The sequence below is a fragment of the Anoxybacillus sp. LAT27 genome, from assembly GCF_022030075.1.
Taxonomy (GTDB): Bacteria; Bacillota; Bacilli; order Bacillales; family Anoxybacillaceae; genus Anoxybacillus; species Anoxybacillus kestanbolensis.
This window is the reverse complement of sequence record NZ_JAIWYK010000440.1, coordinates 1-13,445: the sequence shown is the minus strand read 5'-3', so window position 1 is coordinate 13,445 and position 13,445 is coordinate 1. Positions and strand designations below refer to the sequence as shown.

Sequence of the window (13,445 nt, the reverse complement as noted above, 5' to 3'; positions counted from 1 at the left end):
TATGCCAGCATGGTTAGAAGTTGCGATTCGCTCGATTTGCATTTTAATTGGACTGTTTGTCATTACAAAATTGTTAGGAAAAAAACAATTATCGAAGCTGTCGTTTTTTGAATATATCGTCGGCATTACGATCGGAGATATTGCCGGGTCGATGTCGATGGATTTAGACATTCGCTTAACGGAAGGGATAACAAGCATTTTAATTTGGTCGCTTTTCCCTGTTGCCATTTCGATCATTTCGCTGCGCAGTAAAAAATTTCGTGATTTCGTTGAAGGCAATTCCACCGTCTTTATTAAAAACGGCAAAATTTTAGAAGATAATTTGAAAAAAGAAAAATATACAGCTGATGAATTGCTTGAGCAGTTGCGGAAAAAAGATGTGTTTCGCGTTGCCGATGTCGAATTTGCGACGCTTGAGGCGAACGGTGATTTAAGTATTTTATTAAAACGCGACAAACAGCCGTTGACGATTGGGGATGTCCAAAAGTACGTTCCAGAGGAAAAAGAACCACAAACGGTCATTATGGACGGCAAAATTTTAGACGAACCGCTCGCAACTGCGCGCTTAAACCGCGGCTGGTTAAAAAAACAGCTCGATCAAATGGGCGTTGCTGTCGAAAACGTCTTTTTAGCGCAAGTTGATTCGTACGGCCAATTGACCGTCGATCTATACGACGACCGCATTCAACTACCAGAGCCGCAACAAAAGCAACTATTGCTTGCATCAATGAAAAAAGCAGAAGCCGATTTCGAGCTGTTCTCCTTACAAACAAACGATGCAGAAGCGAAACAAATGTACGAACAACAAGCGAAACAAATGCAACAGCTTATTCAAAAATTGCAGCCGTTTCTTATGTGAAGCCACGATACGTACGTGGCTTTTTTGGTGTTCGTTATCCCCTTCAACGTAATTTTTTGATTTATATGTACAAACAATCAGCTAAATTAGCTGATTGTTTGCAGAAACTCCTCGACTTGTTCGCGTGTTTTGGCGTTGGCGCTATGTAAGTGGGCAATTTTTTCGCCGTTTTGGAACACAAGCAAGCTTGGAATGCCCATAACGTTGTACGTTTCGGCGATGTGTGGCACGTCATCGCGATTGATGTCATACCATGTAAATTGTGGATAACTAGCAATCACTTCGCCGATAAATTGATCCATGCGCACGCAATCTGGGCACCATGTTGTAAAAAACTTTACGACAACGGGCGTGCTTGATGCGATCGCTTGTTCAAATTGTTGTGCATCTTGTAGTCGTTCCATATGACACGTCCTTTCTTTTTGTTTCATGTTTTATTTTAGCACATTTTTACGTTCGTTACGTATGAAAAAGCAAGGGGGGAAGAGGATGGATCGTTTGGAAAAAGAACTGCAATCGTATACGCGCGCCAAACACCAAAAGCACGATGCATTAATGAAAGCGTTTGACACATGGGGAAAAGAAGTGGAAGCGACGTTAAACCACCTTGAAAAAATAAACGGTAAGTTCTTTCAACAATTTGAAGCAAATATGGGCGATGCGGAAGCGTTTTTTGCGAAAAAAGAAAAGCAGTTTGCGCGCATGCGTCGTCAGTTTCGTGAATGAGGAGAAATTTGATGAGCGCCCATACCAAATCCGTTTCGATGCATATGATGTAAGCGACAACGTTGAAGGAGGTGCAGTCTTATGGGTTACGGATATTGCGGATATGGTTACGGTGGCTACGGCTACGGCGGCGGATACGGTTCAACATTCGTGTTGATCGTTGTGTTGTTCATCTTGTTGATTATCGTTGGTGCAGCGTTCGTTCACTAAGAAGAGACGTTCCAAAGGGCATACCTTTGGAACGTTTTTTTATGTTTTTCATATGCTGAAAAAGAAAAGTGAAGGAGGTAGCGAAGATGGATCAACATTTTTTTAAAAACATTGAAAAGAAAACGGGTGTGAATATGCAAGATATTTTTGCGCTCGCCAATTCGTTGCAACATGCGAACTTTAAAGATGAAAAAACGGTGCGCGGCATCGTCAAGCGCGTCGCTCAAATTGCGAATCGTAACGTACCGAAAGAATTGGAAGATAAAATTGTGCAATCGATCGTCAACAACGGAAAACAGATCGATTTTAATACAATTGCGAATATGTTAAATAAAAAATGAGAAAAAAGCGAAAAGTCTTAGACGAGGCTTTTCGCTTTTGTTTGAAGAAAGGAAAGTAAGCGCGAGGCGTTCGCTTTTTTTAATCGGCGCATGGACGGAACGGAAATAAAAAGACGTTGTTTCGCGCGCGTGATCGCAACGTATAGAAGGCGACGTTCTTCTTCAAGCGGAGCGACATCGCCATTTCGGTATGCTTCAAGCGCATAGTCATGCGGCAATAGCCCGTCGACTGCCCCGATGATATAGACGATTGGAAATTCTAGCCCTTTTGAGCGGTGAATCGTCATGAGTTGAACGCCATCGTCGCACGTTTTGTTGGCGTATGCTTGAACGCGTTTGACGTGAGATAGAAACGCTTGAATCGTTTTAAATTTCCGCGCGACGACTTTCATATCGCGCACGTCGTCGGATCCTTTTTCAATCGCGTTACCTTCGTTGCCGCGCTTTTTTAAAAATTCGCCTAGGCCCATCTCTTTTTCGATGAAATCGATCGCATCAAACGGCTTCATCTCTTTCACTTTCACGAAAAGCGGGGCGATTGTGCGTAATTTTTGTTTTTGAAACGGCGGAATACCGTCAAGTTTAGCAAGCGCTTCAACGAGTGAACAGTCTTGTAAAATGGCGTTCGCCTTTAAGTCGTTCATAATCGTTTGTTTTAAAAACAAAACGGTGGCGACGTCGGTCATTGCTTGTTCGTCGTTTTGATCGAGCGCAAGTTGAAAAAAGCTTAACAAATAGCGCACGATGCGACGATTGTAAAACGAATCACCGTCTGTCGTGACGGGGATGTGAAGTTGTGAAAGCCGTTCGAAGACGGCGCGCGCCGATGCGTTCGTGCGACATAAAATGGCGATATCGCTTGGGTGCACACCTTGTTTCATTCGTTCTTCGATGTCGCAGGCGATCATCGTTGCCTCTTCTTCTTCATCGTACGGAAAGAACAGCGTCGGCATATGTACGCTGTCGGTTTGAGCGTTCATTTGTTTCGGAATGCGCGTGCGACTTTTCGCAATGATACGGTTGGCGAGCGATACGATCGGATGCGGTGAACGATAGTTTTCGGTAAGCTTGACGATTTTCGTGTTCGGAAAGTCTTGTTGGAATTGCTGAATAAACGATGAATCGGAGCCGCGAAACGCATAAATCGCTTGGTCATCATCGCCAACGGCGCAAATATGATGCGTGTGAGACGCAAGTAGTTTCATCGTTTCGTATTGCACGCTGTTAATGTCTTGAAATTCGTCGATTAAAAAGTAATGAAACCGTTCGTGATATTGTCGCAATCGTCTTTCGTCCGTCCGCAACATGTTATAGCACGCGTATAACATATCATCAAAATCAAACAATTCGAGCTGTTGTTTTTTCGCTTCATATTGTTTGTACAATTGCACAACGCGCTCGTCCCATTCGTTTTCAACGGTGATGGTGTGAAGGGGCGTCAGCGTATTTTTCCAATATGAAATACGTTGCATCGCTTCATCGTACGGAAAATCACGTTCATCGATGCCGATGTCGCGGCCGATTTCTTTCATCATCTTTTCTTTTTGCCAGTCGCGAATGAGCCGTTCGTGTCGCCAACGGAACGGATCGGCATGTTGCAACATGCGATAAAATAAGCTATGAAATGTGCCGACGGTCGGTATGTTGTCAAGGTTGTACGACTGCAGTCTGTTGACTAGCTCTTTTGCTGCTTTTGTCGTAAAGGTGACGATCATGATGTTTTTCGATTGAATGCGATGATGTGCGATCATGGCGGCAGCGCGCGTCGTTAACGTGCGCGTTTTTCCGCTTCCAGCACCCGCAAGCACAAGAAGTGGACCTTCCACGTGTTGAACGGCTTCGTATTGCTCTGTATCGAGTGGGATACCGCATACGGTCATTTGTTTTTTTTCTTTCGTTTGAAACGGTTCGGTTGGGCGAATCGAGATGATGTTCGCTTGTTTTCGTTCTTCTTTTATACAAGCATGGGACACATGATAAAAGTGCGGGGCATGTTCAATCGCTAAATGAAAGCGAACGACTCCACCGCACATCGGGCACGTCCATTTGTTGCGTAAACTTTGTTCATACACGAGCTCATATTTTTCCCTTGGTAACGTATGAATGTCAAACAACTTGCCGTTATATTGCGCCTTATTCATCGCTTGAACTCCTTTGTGTAACGTCAACGTCTATGTTAACAAAACATACAATAAGAGAAAAGGAGTTTTTTGTTGGTTGGCGAATATATAAACAAAGGAGGCGATTTGTATGCACATCCCACCGATTCGTTCAAACCCGCTTCATGTTCCGCGCGTCACAAACATACAACGAGCAACAAACGAGAAAAAACAAGAAACGTCCCAAAAGAAAAAACGACCTCAAGATCGTTCTTTAAAAAAGCGTTAGTATGATTGTACATGCATGCCTTTTCCGTCTTGCCATTCGGCGTATAAAATGTCGCTATAGTTTTCAAAGCCAGCATGGCGCATATGTTTTTTCAGCCATTGTTCGTCCCAGCCGTTTTCACGTAAATTGTCCCAAATGACTTCCCCGTCGATAATGACCGTCACAGGCAATACCGCTTCAGATGCAGATATGTTGTGGTCTTGGCGCGTCGGTTGTTCGTATGGGGCTTTTTTCATGACGCTTACGGTTCCGTCTGTTTCTAAAATGGCGTATTCGACTTCGCGAATGGAAAAGACGTTGCGAGCGCGAAGTAAATGTTGCAGTTGGTTTAAATCAAGCTTCGTTTTTTTCAATGCGTCATATAAAATTTTTCCTTTCGAAATGACGATTACCGGTTTTCCTTCGAGCAATTCACGCAGTTCTTTTTTCTTTTGCGTAATCATTTCAGTTGCGTAAATTAAAAGTCCCCAAAGAGCGATTGCGAACAATACTTGCGCAAGTCCGACATTTGCATCGTATAGTCCATTTCCGACAAGCTCTCCGAGAACGAGGGCGGAAATGAAGTCGAATGGTGTAATTTGCGTAATTTGTGTCCGTCCGAGTATTTTCGCCATAATAAACAAGGCGATATAACCGACAATGAGTTCGACCGCAATTTGTCCAAATTCGTTCATCACGCTAATCCTTTCTTCTGTCGCTTCTTTTGTTAGTATGCCAAGGGAAAAAGAAAACATGCGACCGTTATGATCGCATGTCGATTGTTTTTACCATCGTCACATGAGGAATGCCCGCGTCCAAAAAGACGTCGGATACCGTTTCGTAGCCGAGCTGTTTATAAAACGGTTCGGCGTGGGTTTGCGCGTTTAGTTTTACTTTTGTAACGTGTTTTGTTGCGTATTGCTCGATCGCTTCCATGATGCGTTTGCCAAGGCCGCGTCCGCGATATGCTGGAAGGACGCAAATGCGTTCGATTTTCCCGACGTCGTCAATCGTTCGGAAGCGTCCTGCCGCAATCGGTTTGTCATCGTCGTATAGTACGAAATGAATAGATTCGCGCTCGAATGCGTCAATTTCTTCTTCTTCCGACACCCCTTGTTCGTCAATAAAGACGGCGCGGCGAACGATCAGGGCGTCGTGCCAAAGCGTTTCCTCTTGTCCGTATTTGACGTACATATGATTATTCCTTTCCGAGATGAAATGTTTCGTATGCCGACCAAGATCCGTTGTCAAGCTGATATAACAGATGGAAGCGGTCGACTTGTTCTTCAAAATGGACGGACTGCATGTTAAAGCGTCCGAATACGTCGGAATATTCGTCGTTTGATAAATCGCGTGCGATCGTAATGTGCGGTACGAACGCATAGTCCGTTTGTTCGATAAACGGTGGACGATGTAATTTTTCATGTAGCGCAACGAGTGGCTCTGTTTTTTCTACTTTTAAATAAATGACGTTGTTGACCGGATAAAACGAACTAAATTTTGTGACGCGCAGCGTGAATGGTTCTGTTTCGCGCGCGACGTCACGAAGTTGTTGAACGAGCTCATTGAGCTTGTCTTCCTCCACATCAAACGCATATTTTAGCGTAATATGCGGTGGGATTAAGGCGTAATGAGAGTCGTACCGTTTGCGATACGAATTCGCAAAATCTTGAATTTTTTTTGATGGAAAAATCGCGATACCACATTTCATGCGATTTCCTCCTTTCATCATTATGTTTATATATTATAACAAATTTTCGGAAAATACTGTTACATTTCAATCACTTTTTTTAATCCGATCGGTAAATTCGGTTGCCAGTATGTCCATGAATGATCGCCGTCAAACTCTTCATAATGATAGCGACTTTGTTTTGCTTGAAGAACGTGAGCAAGCGCACGATTTGGTTCAATAAAGTTACGGACAGCACCGTCTGTCGTTTTGACTTCGGTCTCTTTTATGCCGACGGAATGATAAAGCGCAAGCAAATGCCAGTCCGTAAATGATTGCACGTGCGTCATGACATCGTCGTTAACGTATGGCGACTGCATGACAACTTTTCCGAACGTATGCGGATATGTCATCGCAGTAAGTAGCGAAACGGTTCCAGCGAGCGAATCACCGACGAGAATGCGCGTTGCACCCATTTGATATGTTGAAAATTGCTCGTCGACAAGCGGCGCCAGTTCGTTTGCTAGAAAGCGCATGTACGCTTCGCGTTTTTTTCCGTTCGGATGATATTTCTCATAGCGATCTGACACGTTGCGATACGGCACGCCGATGACGACAGCACGTATGCCGAGCTCATCGATGACGCGGCCAATTTTTCCGAACATAAAATAATCTTGTCCATCTTGTGCGATGATGACGAGATGTTTATAAAGCGGTGTGACAGGTTTGGAGCAATATACAGGTAACGATAGTTCCTCGTCTAAATGTTGGCTGTGAAGTTTTAACTCTTGCATGTTCTCCCATCCTTTTTCGACGTTGTTCTTTTTTATCGTACCACATTTCTGCATTTTTTGTCGTTGCGTGATATGGTTCTGTTTTTTCATCCAATCGTAAAAATATATTAAAAATTTTGATAAAATATATTTGAGATCCCACTTCTTTCGTGATTATCTTTACATCTTATTGCATGGTTCTCTTATGAACATGTATAGTAAAAGAGAAAGCGAGGTGAACAACGATCATGATGGCGAATCGAGTGGAAAGGCATATGATTTTCGCCACTCATCCGTATTATCCGATGATCGATGAGTATTGTTTTCGGTCAAAAAATTTGTACAACTTCGCCAACTATCAAGTGAGGCAAACGTTTTTCCAACACGGCACGTATCTTTCTTACAACAAGCTAGACAAGCTGCTGAAAACAGAAGGGATGGATACAGACTATCGAGCGATGCCAATGGCTCAATGTGCTCAACAAACGTTAAGAATGTTGCATCAAAATTGGCAATCATTTTTTAAGTCGATGAAAGATTGGGCAAAAAACAAAGACAAATATACAGGCAGACCGAAACCGCCCAAATATCTCAAAAAAGACGGACGATATGTACTTGTGCTAACGAATCAATCATGCAAAGTCGTCGATGAACAAATCACGTTTCCTGCCTGTTTTCAAGGGTTTCGGTTAAAGACAAACATGAAAGGGAAGCTACAACAAGTCCGATTCGTTCCGAAACACCGCCATATCATCGTCGAAGTCGTTTACAAAATCCCTATTCCAACACAAAAACAAGATAACAACAGAGATATCAGTATTGATTTGGGATTAGATAACTTCGCAACCATTGTGAACAATGTGGGCAAACAACCGATCGTCATCAATGGTAAAGGTCTAAAATCCGCCAATCAATACTATAACAAACAAATGAGCCACTACCGCAAAGTAGCGAAACAGATGAATGGACTCGATTGGACAAAACGAATGAGCAAAATGACAGAAAAACGAAATCGCATCGTGGAAAACTTTATGCACCAAGCGAGTGCCTTTGTCATGAAACATGCGTTGTCTTTAGACTGCGATACGATTGTGGTGGGGATGAATAAAGATTGGAAGCGTGAAGTCCATCTCGGAAAGCGCACAAATCAAGCGTTCGTTCACATCCCGTATCAAACGTTTCTTCATCAGTTGCAGTACAAAGCAGCACAGCATGGGATTCGTGTCATCGTGACAGAAGAAAGCTATACATCGAAATGCAGTTTTTTAGACATGGAAGAAATCAAAAAGCAAAAGCAATACAAAGGAACGCGCATCAAGCGAGGACTGTTTCAATCTGAAAATGGAATACTGATTAACGCAGATGTCAACGGGGCATACAACATCATGAGAAAAGTATTCCCAAAGGCGTTCGCCAATGGGATAGCGGGTGTGGGGTTACACCCAATCCGAGTACATGTCGCTTAAACGACGTGGACGGATAAACAATTTTATTAAAATCTTTATCATTATTCTATGATTTTAATAAAATTGATAACCTAATGAGAGAACGAGAGGAGGAAGAGGAATGAAGCGTATATCAAGTAAAGAAGTGTATGAAAGAACGTTGCAGTTATTAACAGAACGTGGGGTAACGATTCCAGCCATTGCTGAGATTGTATATGAAATGCAAAGTCCGTATAATAAAAATTTAACGATGGCAGAATGTATCGAAAGTGTAGAAAAAGTGTTACAAAAACGCGAAGTACAACATGCGATTTTAGTTGGTATTGAGCTTGATAAACTAGCAGAAAACGGCATGTTGTCAGAGCCGCTTCAAACGATTGTCGAAACGGATGAAGGGCTGTTTGGCGTCGATGAAACGTTAGCGTTAGGGGCGGTACTCGGATACGGAAGCATTGCGGTGACGACATTTGGTCATCTCGATAAAAATAAAGTCGGAATCATTAAGCAGCTTGATACGAAACGTGGCAAAGGCGTGCATACGTTTTTAGACGATTTAGTCGCAAGCATTGCCGCAAGCGCCTCTGGTCGCCTTGCGCACAACTTGCGCGACGAGGAAGAAGCTGCGTTGAATGCGTAAAAAAAGCCGTAAATCCGCATGGGTTTACGGTTTTTTTACGGAAAAATGTGAAATATAAACGGCTTGCTTATTATGCGAATGAAGCCCTCAAAAAGCTTTAGGGGCTACGGTGTTTCTTTTTGCTGTTTTAACAAATCGCGAATTTCTGTGAGTAGTTGTTGTTCTTTTGTCATCGTTGGTGCGGTTTGTTTCGTTTCTTCTTGTTTTTTGATTCGCTCGTGCAAGTTGTTTAAAAGTTTGACAAATAGAAAAATCGAAAAGGCGATAACTAAAAAGTCAACGACGTTTTGAAGAAACACCCCGTATTTCACTTCCGCTTTGCCGACTTTCCAAGATAACCCGCTAAAATCAATGCCACCTAAAATAAGACCAACGAGCGGCATAATGATGTCGTTGACGAGAGAAGAAACGATTTTCCCGAACGCCCCGCCGATAATGACCCCGACAGCTAAGTCGATGACGTTGCCTCGTACTGCGAATTTTTTAAATTCGTTCCACATCGGCATGCCTCCTTTTGTTCATACTTTACCATACCCCCATTCTATTTGTCGATTTTTGCATGCGAGGCGCATGGTCGGGCAGTTGTGCATAACATGACGATGAATATGAAAAAAGAGGTGGGAACATGTATTACGTGTATCCAATGTATCCAATGTATCCATATCCGATCATGCCTTATCCGCTTCCGCGGGAATATACGAAAGATTACGGACCGAACCCGTTTGTCATTCAAATTGAAGAAGCGACGAAACGAAACAATATGTTCCGTACGACGTTATGGACAGGTCCGCATTTACAAGTGACGTTAATGAGCTTGCGTGTCGGGGAGGATATTGGTTTAGAAATTCATCCGGGCGTGGATCAACTTTTACGTATTGAACAAGGCGAAGGCATCGTGCGGATGGGAAAAAGGAAAAATGAATGGACGTTTGAACGACGAGTGGGCGACGGTTCTGCTATTTTTGTCCCTGCAGGAACGTGGCATAATGTAATAAACATTGGAAACGTTCCGCTAAAATTGTATTCCATTTATGCGCCGCCACAACATCCAGCCGGCACCGTCCATCCGACAAAAGCTGATGCTCTTGCGGCGGAATGAGAGAAAAGACTTGGGGGAAGCCCTCACGTGTTGGAAAAGGATAAAAAATAGTTGCAATTTTTCGGAAAATAAGATACATTAATTAAAAATCAGAAAATTCAATATCGTTTTGCGTTCTTATCAAGAGAAGGGGAGGGACTGGCCCGATGAACCTTCAGCAACCAGCCGAAAGCGGTCAGGTGCTAAATCCAGCGAATTGGCGTTCAATTCGGAAGATAAGAAGAAGCGACTGTAAAAGCCTTCTTCTTTGAAGGCTTTTATTTTTTTAGAAAGGAAGAGAGCGAATGAGTCATGTGGAAACGATATTAGCGCAAATTGGCAATCGAAGCGAGACGGTGACAGGGACGGTCAATCCGCCTGTCTATTTTTCAACAGCGTATCGGCATGAAGGGATCGGACAGTCGACAGGGTACGATTACATTCGGACAGGAAACCCGACGAGACATATTGTCGAGGAGGCGATTGCGCAGTTAGAAGAAGGGGATCAAGGGTTTGCATGTAGCTCAGGCATGGCGGCGATTCAAACGTTGTTTGCGTTGTTTGAAAGCGGCGATCATTTCCTCGTTTCAGCCGATTTATATGGCGGAACGTATCGGCTATTTGAAAAAGGGTGGAAGAAATACGGTTTGTCGTTTACATACGTCGATTTTCGCGATCTCGATGCGGTAAAGGCGCATGTGACGGACAAAACGAAAGCGATTTTTTTAGAAACGCCGACAAATCCGCTTATGCAAGAGGCGGATATTGAAGCGGTGGCAACGTTTGCGAAGCAATATGGGTTGCTTCTTATTGTTGATAATACGTTTTACACCCCTGTGTTACAAAGGCCATTAACGAAAGGGGCGGACATCGTCATTCATAGCGCAACGAAATATTTAGGCGGGCATAACGACGTGCTTGCCGGGCTCATTGTTGCCAAAGGAAAAGAGCTATGCGAGCAACTCGCGATGTATCATAACGCGATTGGGGCGGTGTTATCACCGTTTGATTCATGGCTGTTAATTCGCGGCATGAAGACGCTTGCGCTGCGCATGCGTCAGCACGAACAAAACGCGAAAGCCATTTATGAATTTTTAACACAACACGAAGATGTGACGGATGTGTTATATCCGGGGAGAGGCGGCATGTTGTCGTTTCGCGTGCGCGATGAAAAATGGGTGAATGCCTTCTTACGAAGTTTAAAACTGATTACGTTTGCGGAAAGTTTAGGCGGTGTCGAAAGTTTTATTACGTATCCCGCGACGCAAACGCATATGGATATTCCAGAGGATATTCGTATCGCCAACGGGGTATGTAATCGTTTGTTACGTTTTTCGGTCGGCATTGAATACGATGATGATTTAATTGCTGATTTAGCACAAGCGTTTCAGCGTATGAAAGAGGTGTAAAAAATGGATGTACAAACAAAGCTCGTTCACAATCAATGGCAGATTGATACGCAAACGGGCGCAGTGAGTGTCCCGATTCATCATGCATCGACGTTTCATCAGTTTGATTTTGATACGTTTGGCAAGTACGATTATAGCCGTTCTGGTAACCCGACGCGTGAGGCGCTTGAGGAAACAATTGCGGAACTGGAGGGGGGCGTCAGCGGTTTTGCGTTCGCATCGGGCATGGCGGCCATTTCTACGGCATTTTTATTATTGTCAAAAGGCGATCACGTGTTGGTTACCGATGACGTATATGGTGGAACGTACCGCATCATCACGGATGTATTGAGCCGATTTGGCATTGAATATACGTTTGTTGATATGACTGATTTAGATGCGGTGGCACGTCATATTCGCCCAAACACGAAAGTCATTTATATGGAAACGCCGTCCAATCCGCTTTTGAAAATTACAGATATTCGTGGGGTTGTGAAGCTTGCGAAAGCGCACGGTTGTTTGACGTTTTTAGATAATACGTTTGCGACTCCTTTGTTGCAGCGTCCGCTTGATCTCGGTGTTGATGTCGTTTTGCATAGCGCAACGAAATTTTTAGCAGGTCATAGCGATGTCATTGCTGGACTTGCGGTTGTGAAAGACGAGCGTCTCGCAAAACAGCTGCGGAAATTGCAGTATTCGTTTGGAGCAGTGCTCGGTGTGCAAGATGCATGGCTTGTGTTGCGCGGATTAAAAACGTTGCACGTTCGGTTAGAGCATTCGTCTCGTTCAGCTATGCAATTGGCGCAATTTTTACATCGTCATCCGAAAGTGGCACATGTATATTATCCAGGGCTTTCTCATCATGATGGACACGTCATTCATCGCGAACAAGCGCGCGGATTTGGGGCGGTGTTGTCGTTTGAATTGGAAGATGAACAAGCGGTGCGGACGTTCGTCCAACATGCGCACATTCCCATTTTTGCGGTTAGTTTAGGGGCGGTTGAATCGATTTTATCGTATCCAGCGAAAATGTCGCATGCGGCGATGCCGAAAACGGAACGCCTTCGTCGCGGCATTACGGACGGTTTGTTGCGCATAAGCGTCGGACTTGAGGCAATTGATGATTTAGTGGCCGACTTTGAACAGGCGTTATCGTATGTATAGGCTAGGTATAACACCTAGCCTTAGCTAATTTGGTCGAGAGCGTTACGTTGTAGTTGTTGTTCGACCATGCGATCGAGCTGTTGAATTTTTTTTAAAGCGAGTTCGTCATCGATTTGGCGATAATGATGTTTGCCACCCGGTTCTTCATCTGCTTCATCGGCGAGTTTCACGATCGTTTGAAGCGGTTTTCGTTTTAGTTCTCCTTCTGGAAGATACGAATCGGTATGAAGCAAAATGGCGAGGGCGATTTCTTTGGCGTGTTGAGGATGTTCACCGAGTCGAATAAGCAGTTTATGCGCTCGCTCCGCCCCTTTAATCGCATGAATGTCGTTTTGTTTATATGTTTCATAGTCCCATGTTCCATTAGAGTACCATTCATAATGCCCGATATCATGAAGCAATGCGGCTTTTGTCGCTAAATCAACATTCACTCCATATTGCAAGGCAAGGCGATACGCATGATATGCGGTAGCGATGGCATGCGCGACGCCTGAACGTTTTAAATATTTTTGGGTGATGGGGTGAAGGAAGATGTCAGTTAATGTGACACGTCTCATAGCTCACCATCCCTTTCGAATGTTTTTCTAATCATCATACCACGTCTACTTTTAAAATGGCAATACATATTTTTTTCGTTTTTTCTTCATGATTAATCACGCAGGAAACCCCTGCTTTCAAGCATGGGGAGGAATGCGTTTTTTTTGTTTATTTTTCACTAAAAAATATAAAATAAAATTAGTGAAAGGTGGTGAGGACATGAAATTGACTTTAACAGCAAAAATTAAAAT

Annotated in this window: 18 protein-coding genes and 1 riboswitch; of the genes, 10 read left to right on the top strand and 8 right to left on the bottom strand. The window is 43.6% G+C overall.

All coding sequences use genetic code 11. The features are described from left to right. Position 1: 1 nt before the first annotated feature. Positions 2–859: a DUF421 domain-containing protein gene (locus LD028_RS13995; RefSeq protein ID WP_237812112.1), complete on the top strand. Its 858-nt coding sequence runs from the start codon at positions 2–4 to the stop codon at positions 857–859. Positions 860–945: 86 nt separating this feature from the next. Here LD028_RS13995 and LD028_RS13990 read toward each other — a convergent pair whose 3' ends face one another. Further along, positions 946–1,263, bottom strand: a complete 318-nt coding sequence (locus tag LD028_RS13990; protein WP_237812111.1) for a thioredoxin family protein — start codon at positions 1,261–1,263, stop codon at positions 946–948. 85 nt (positions 1,264–1,348) lie between these two features. On the opposite strand from LD028_RS13990, the gene LD028_RS13985 reads away from it, so the two are divergent. The 3 genes from LD028_RS13985 to spoVIF all read left to right on the top strand — a co-directional run bounded on the left by LD028_RS13985 (position 1,349) and on the right by spoVIF (position 2,136). Then, positions 1,349–1,585: a hypothetical protein gene (locus LD028_RS13985; RefSeq protein ID WP_035020859.1), complete on the top strand. Its 237-nt coding sequence runs from the start codon at positions 1,349–1,351 to the stop codon at positions 1,583–1,585. Between the two features lie 81 nt (positions 1,586–1,666). Further along, complete coding sequence (locus LD028_RS13980; RefSeq protein ID WP_006322839.1) at positions 1,667–1,795, top strand: YjcZ family sporulation protein; 129 nt, start codon at positions 1,667–1,669, stop codon at positions 1,793–1,795. 86 nt (positions 1,796–1,881) lie between these two features. Then, positions 1,882–2,136, top strand: a complete 255-nt coding sequence (spoVIF, locus tag LD028_RS13975) for a sporulation-specific transcription regulator SpoVIF (protein WP_006322845.1) — start codon at positions 1,882–1,884, stop codon at positions 2,134–2,136. Between the two features lie 17 nt (positions 2,137–2,153). Here the strand turns inward: spoVIF and LD028_RS13970 are convergent, their stop codons facing one another. Beyond that, positions 2,154–4,277 (bottom strand): ATP-dependent helicase, encoded by a 2,124-nt coding sequence (locus LD028_RS13970; protein WP_237812110.1) that lies wholly within the window; start codon positions 4,275–4,277, stop codon positions 2,154–2,156. Between the two features lie 109 nt (positions 4,278–4,386). Between LD028_RS13970 and LD028_RS13965 the strand changes: the two genes are divergently transcribed. Further along, the gene (locus LD028_RS13965; protein ID WP_237812109.1) at positions 4,387–4,524 is read left to right on the top strand and encodes a hypothetical protein; all 138 of its coding nucleotides are present in this window, start codon (positions 4,387–4,389) and stop codon (positions 4,522–4,524) included. On the opposite strand, the gene LD028_RS13960 is transcribed toward LD028_RS13965, so the two are convergent. The 4 genes from LD028_RS13960 to LD028_RS13945 all read right to left on the bottom strand — a co-directional run bounded on the left by LD028_RS13960 (position 4,521) and on the right by LD028_RS13945 (position 6,966). After that, positions 4,521–5,198 carry a DUF421 domain-containing protein gene (locus tag LD028_RS13960; RefSeq protein WP_237812277.1) on the bottom strand — a complete coding sequence of 226 codons (678 nt, stop codon included), beginning with the start codon at positions 5,196–5,198 and terminating at the stop codon, positions 4,521–4,523. The two genes, LD028_RS13965 and LD028_RS13960, sit on opposite strands and share 4 nt — an antisense overlap. A gap of 67 nt (positions 5,199–5,265) precedes the next feature. Then, positions 5,266–5,697: a GNAT family N-acetyltransferase gene (locus LD028_RS13955; RefSeq protein WP_237812108.1), complete on the bottom strand. Its 432-nt coding sequence runs from the start codon at positions 5,695–5,697 to the stop codon at positions 5,266–5,268. A 4-nt stretch (positions 5,698–5,701) separates the two neighbouring features. Next, a complete protein-coding gene (locus LD028_RS13950) occupies positions 5,702–6,214 on the bottom strand; it encodes a YjcG family protein (RefSeq protein ID WP_237812107.1) in 513 nt (170 codons plus the stop codon). Positions 6,215–6,273: 59 nt separating this feature from the next. Then, positions 6,274–6,966, bottom strand: coding sequence for an alpha/beta hydrolase (locus LD028_RS13945; protein ID WP_237812106.1), 693 nt, complete (start codon positions 6,964–6,966; stop codon positions 6,274–6,276). Between the two features lie 227 nt (positions 6,967–7,193). Here LD028_RS13945 and LD028_RS13940 point away from each other — a divergent pair, with 227 nt between their 5' ends. Both LD028_RS13940 and LD028_RS13935 read left to right on the top strand, forming a co-directional pair. After that, on the top strand, positions 7,194–8,411 hold the full coding sequence (locus LD028_RS13940; protein WP_237812105.1) for an RNA-guided endonuclease InsQ/TnpB family protein: 1,218 nt from the start codon (positions 7,194–7,196) through the stop codon (positions 8,409–8,411). A 100-nt stretch (positions 8,412–8,511) separates the two neighbouring features. After that, entirely contained in the window at positions 8,512–9,027 is a 516-nt protein-coding gene (locus tag LD028_RS13935; RefSeq protein ID WP_237812104.1) for a phosphatidylglycerophosphatase A family protein, read from the top strand. Positions 9,028–9,131: 104 nt separating this feature from the next. Here LD028_RS13935 and mscL read toward each other — a convergent pair whose 3' ends face one another. Beyond that, positions 9,132–9,527 carry a large conductance mechanosensitive channel protein MscL gene (mscL, locus tag LD028_RS13930; protein ID WP_237812103.1) on the bottom strand — a complete coding sequence of 132 codons (396 nt, stop codon included), beginning with the start codon at positions 9,525–9,527 and terminating at the stop codon, positions 9,132–9,134. Positions 9,528–9,652: 125 nt separating this feature from the next. Here mscL and LD028_RS13925 point away from each other — a divergent pair, with 125 nt between their 5' ends. The 3 genes from LD028_RS13925 to metC all read left to right on the top strand — a co-directional run bounded on the left by LD028_RS13925 (position 9,653) and on the right by metC (position 12,657). Next, on the top strand, positions 9,653–10,126 hold the full coding sequence (locus LD028_RS13925; protein WP_237812102.1) for a cupin domain-containing protein: 474 nt from the start codon (positions 9,653–9,655) through the stop codon (positions 10,124–10,126). Between the two features lie 114 nt (positions 10,127–10,240). Continuing rightward, positions 10,241–10,348, top strand: a riboswitch (SAM riboswitch). 62 nt (positions 10,349–10,410) lie between these two features. Then, on the top strand, positions 10,411–11,514 hold the full coding sequence (locus LD028_RS13920; RefSeq protein WP_237812101.1) for a methionine biosynthesis PLP-dependent protein: 1,104 nt from the start codon (positions 10,411–10,413) through the stop codon (positions 11,512–11,514). Positions 11,515–11,517: 3 nt separating this feature from the next. Then, entirely contained in the window at positions 11,518–12,657 is a 1,140-nt protein-coding gene (gene metC, locus LD028_RS13915) for a cystathionine beta-lyase (protein WP_237812100.1), read from the top strand. Positions 12,658–12,677: 20 nt separating this feature from the next. Here metC and LD028_RS13910 read toward each other — a convergent pair whose 3' ends face one another. After that, complete coding sequence (locus LD028_RS13910; protein ID WP_004891686.1) at positions 12,678–13,214, bottom strand: HD domain-containing protein; 537 nt, start codon at positions 13,212–13,214, stop codon at positions 12,678–12,680. Positions 13,215–13,445 lie beyond the last annotated feature (231 nt).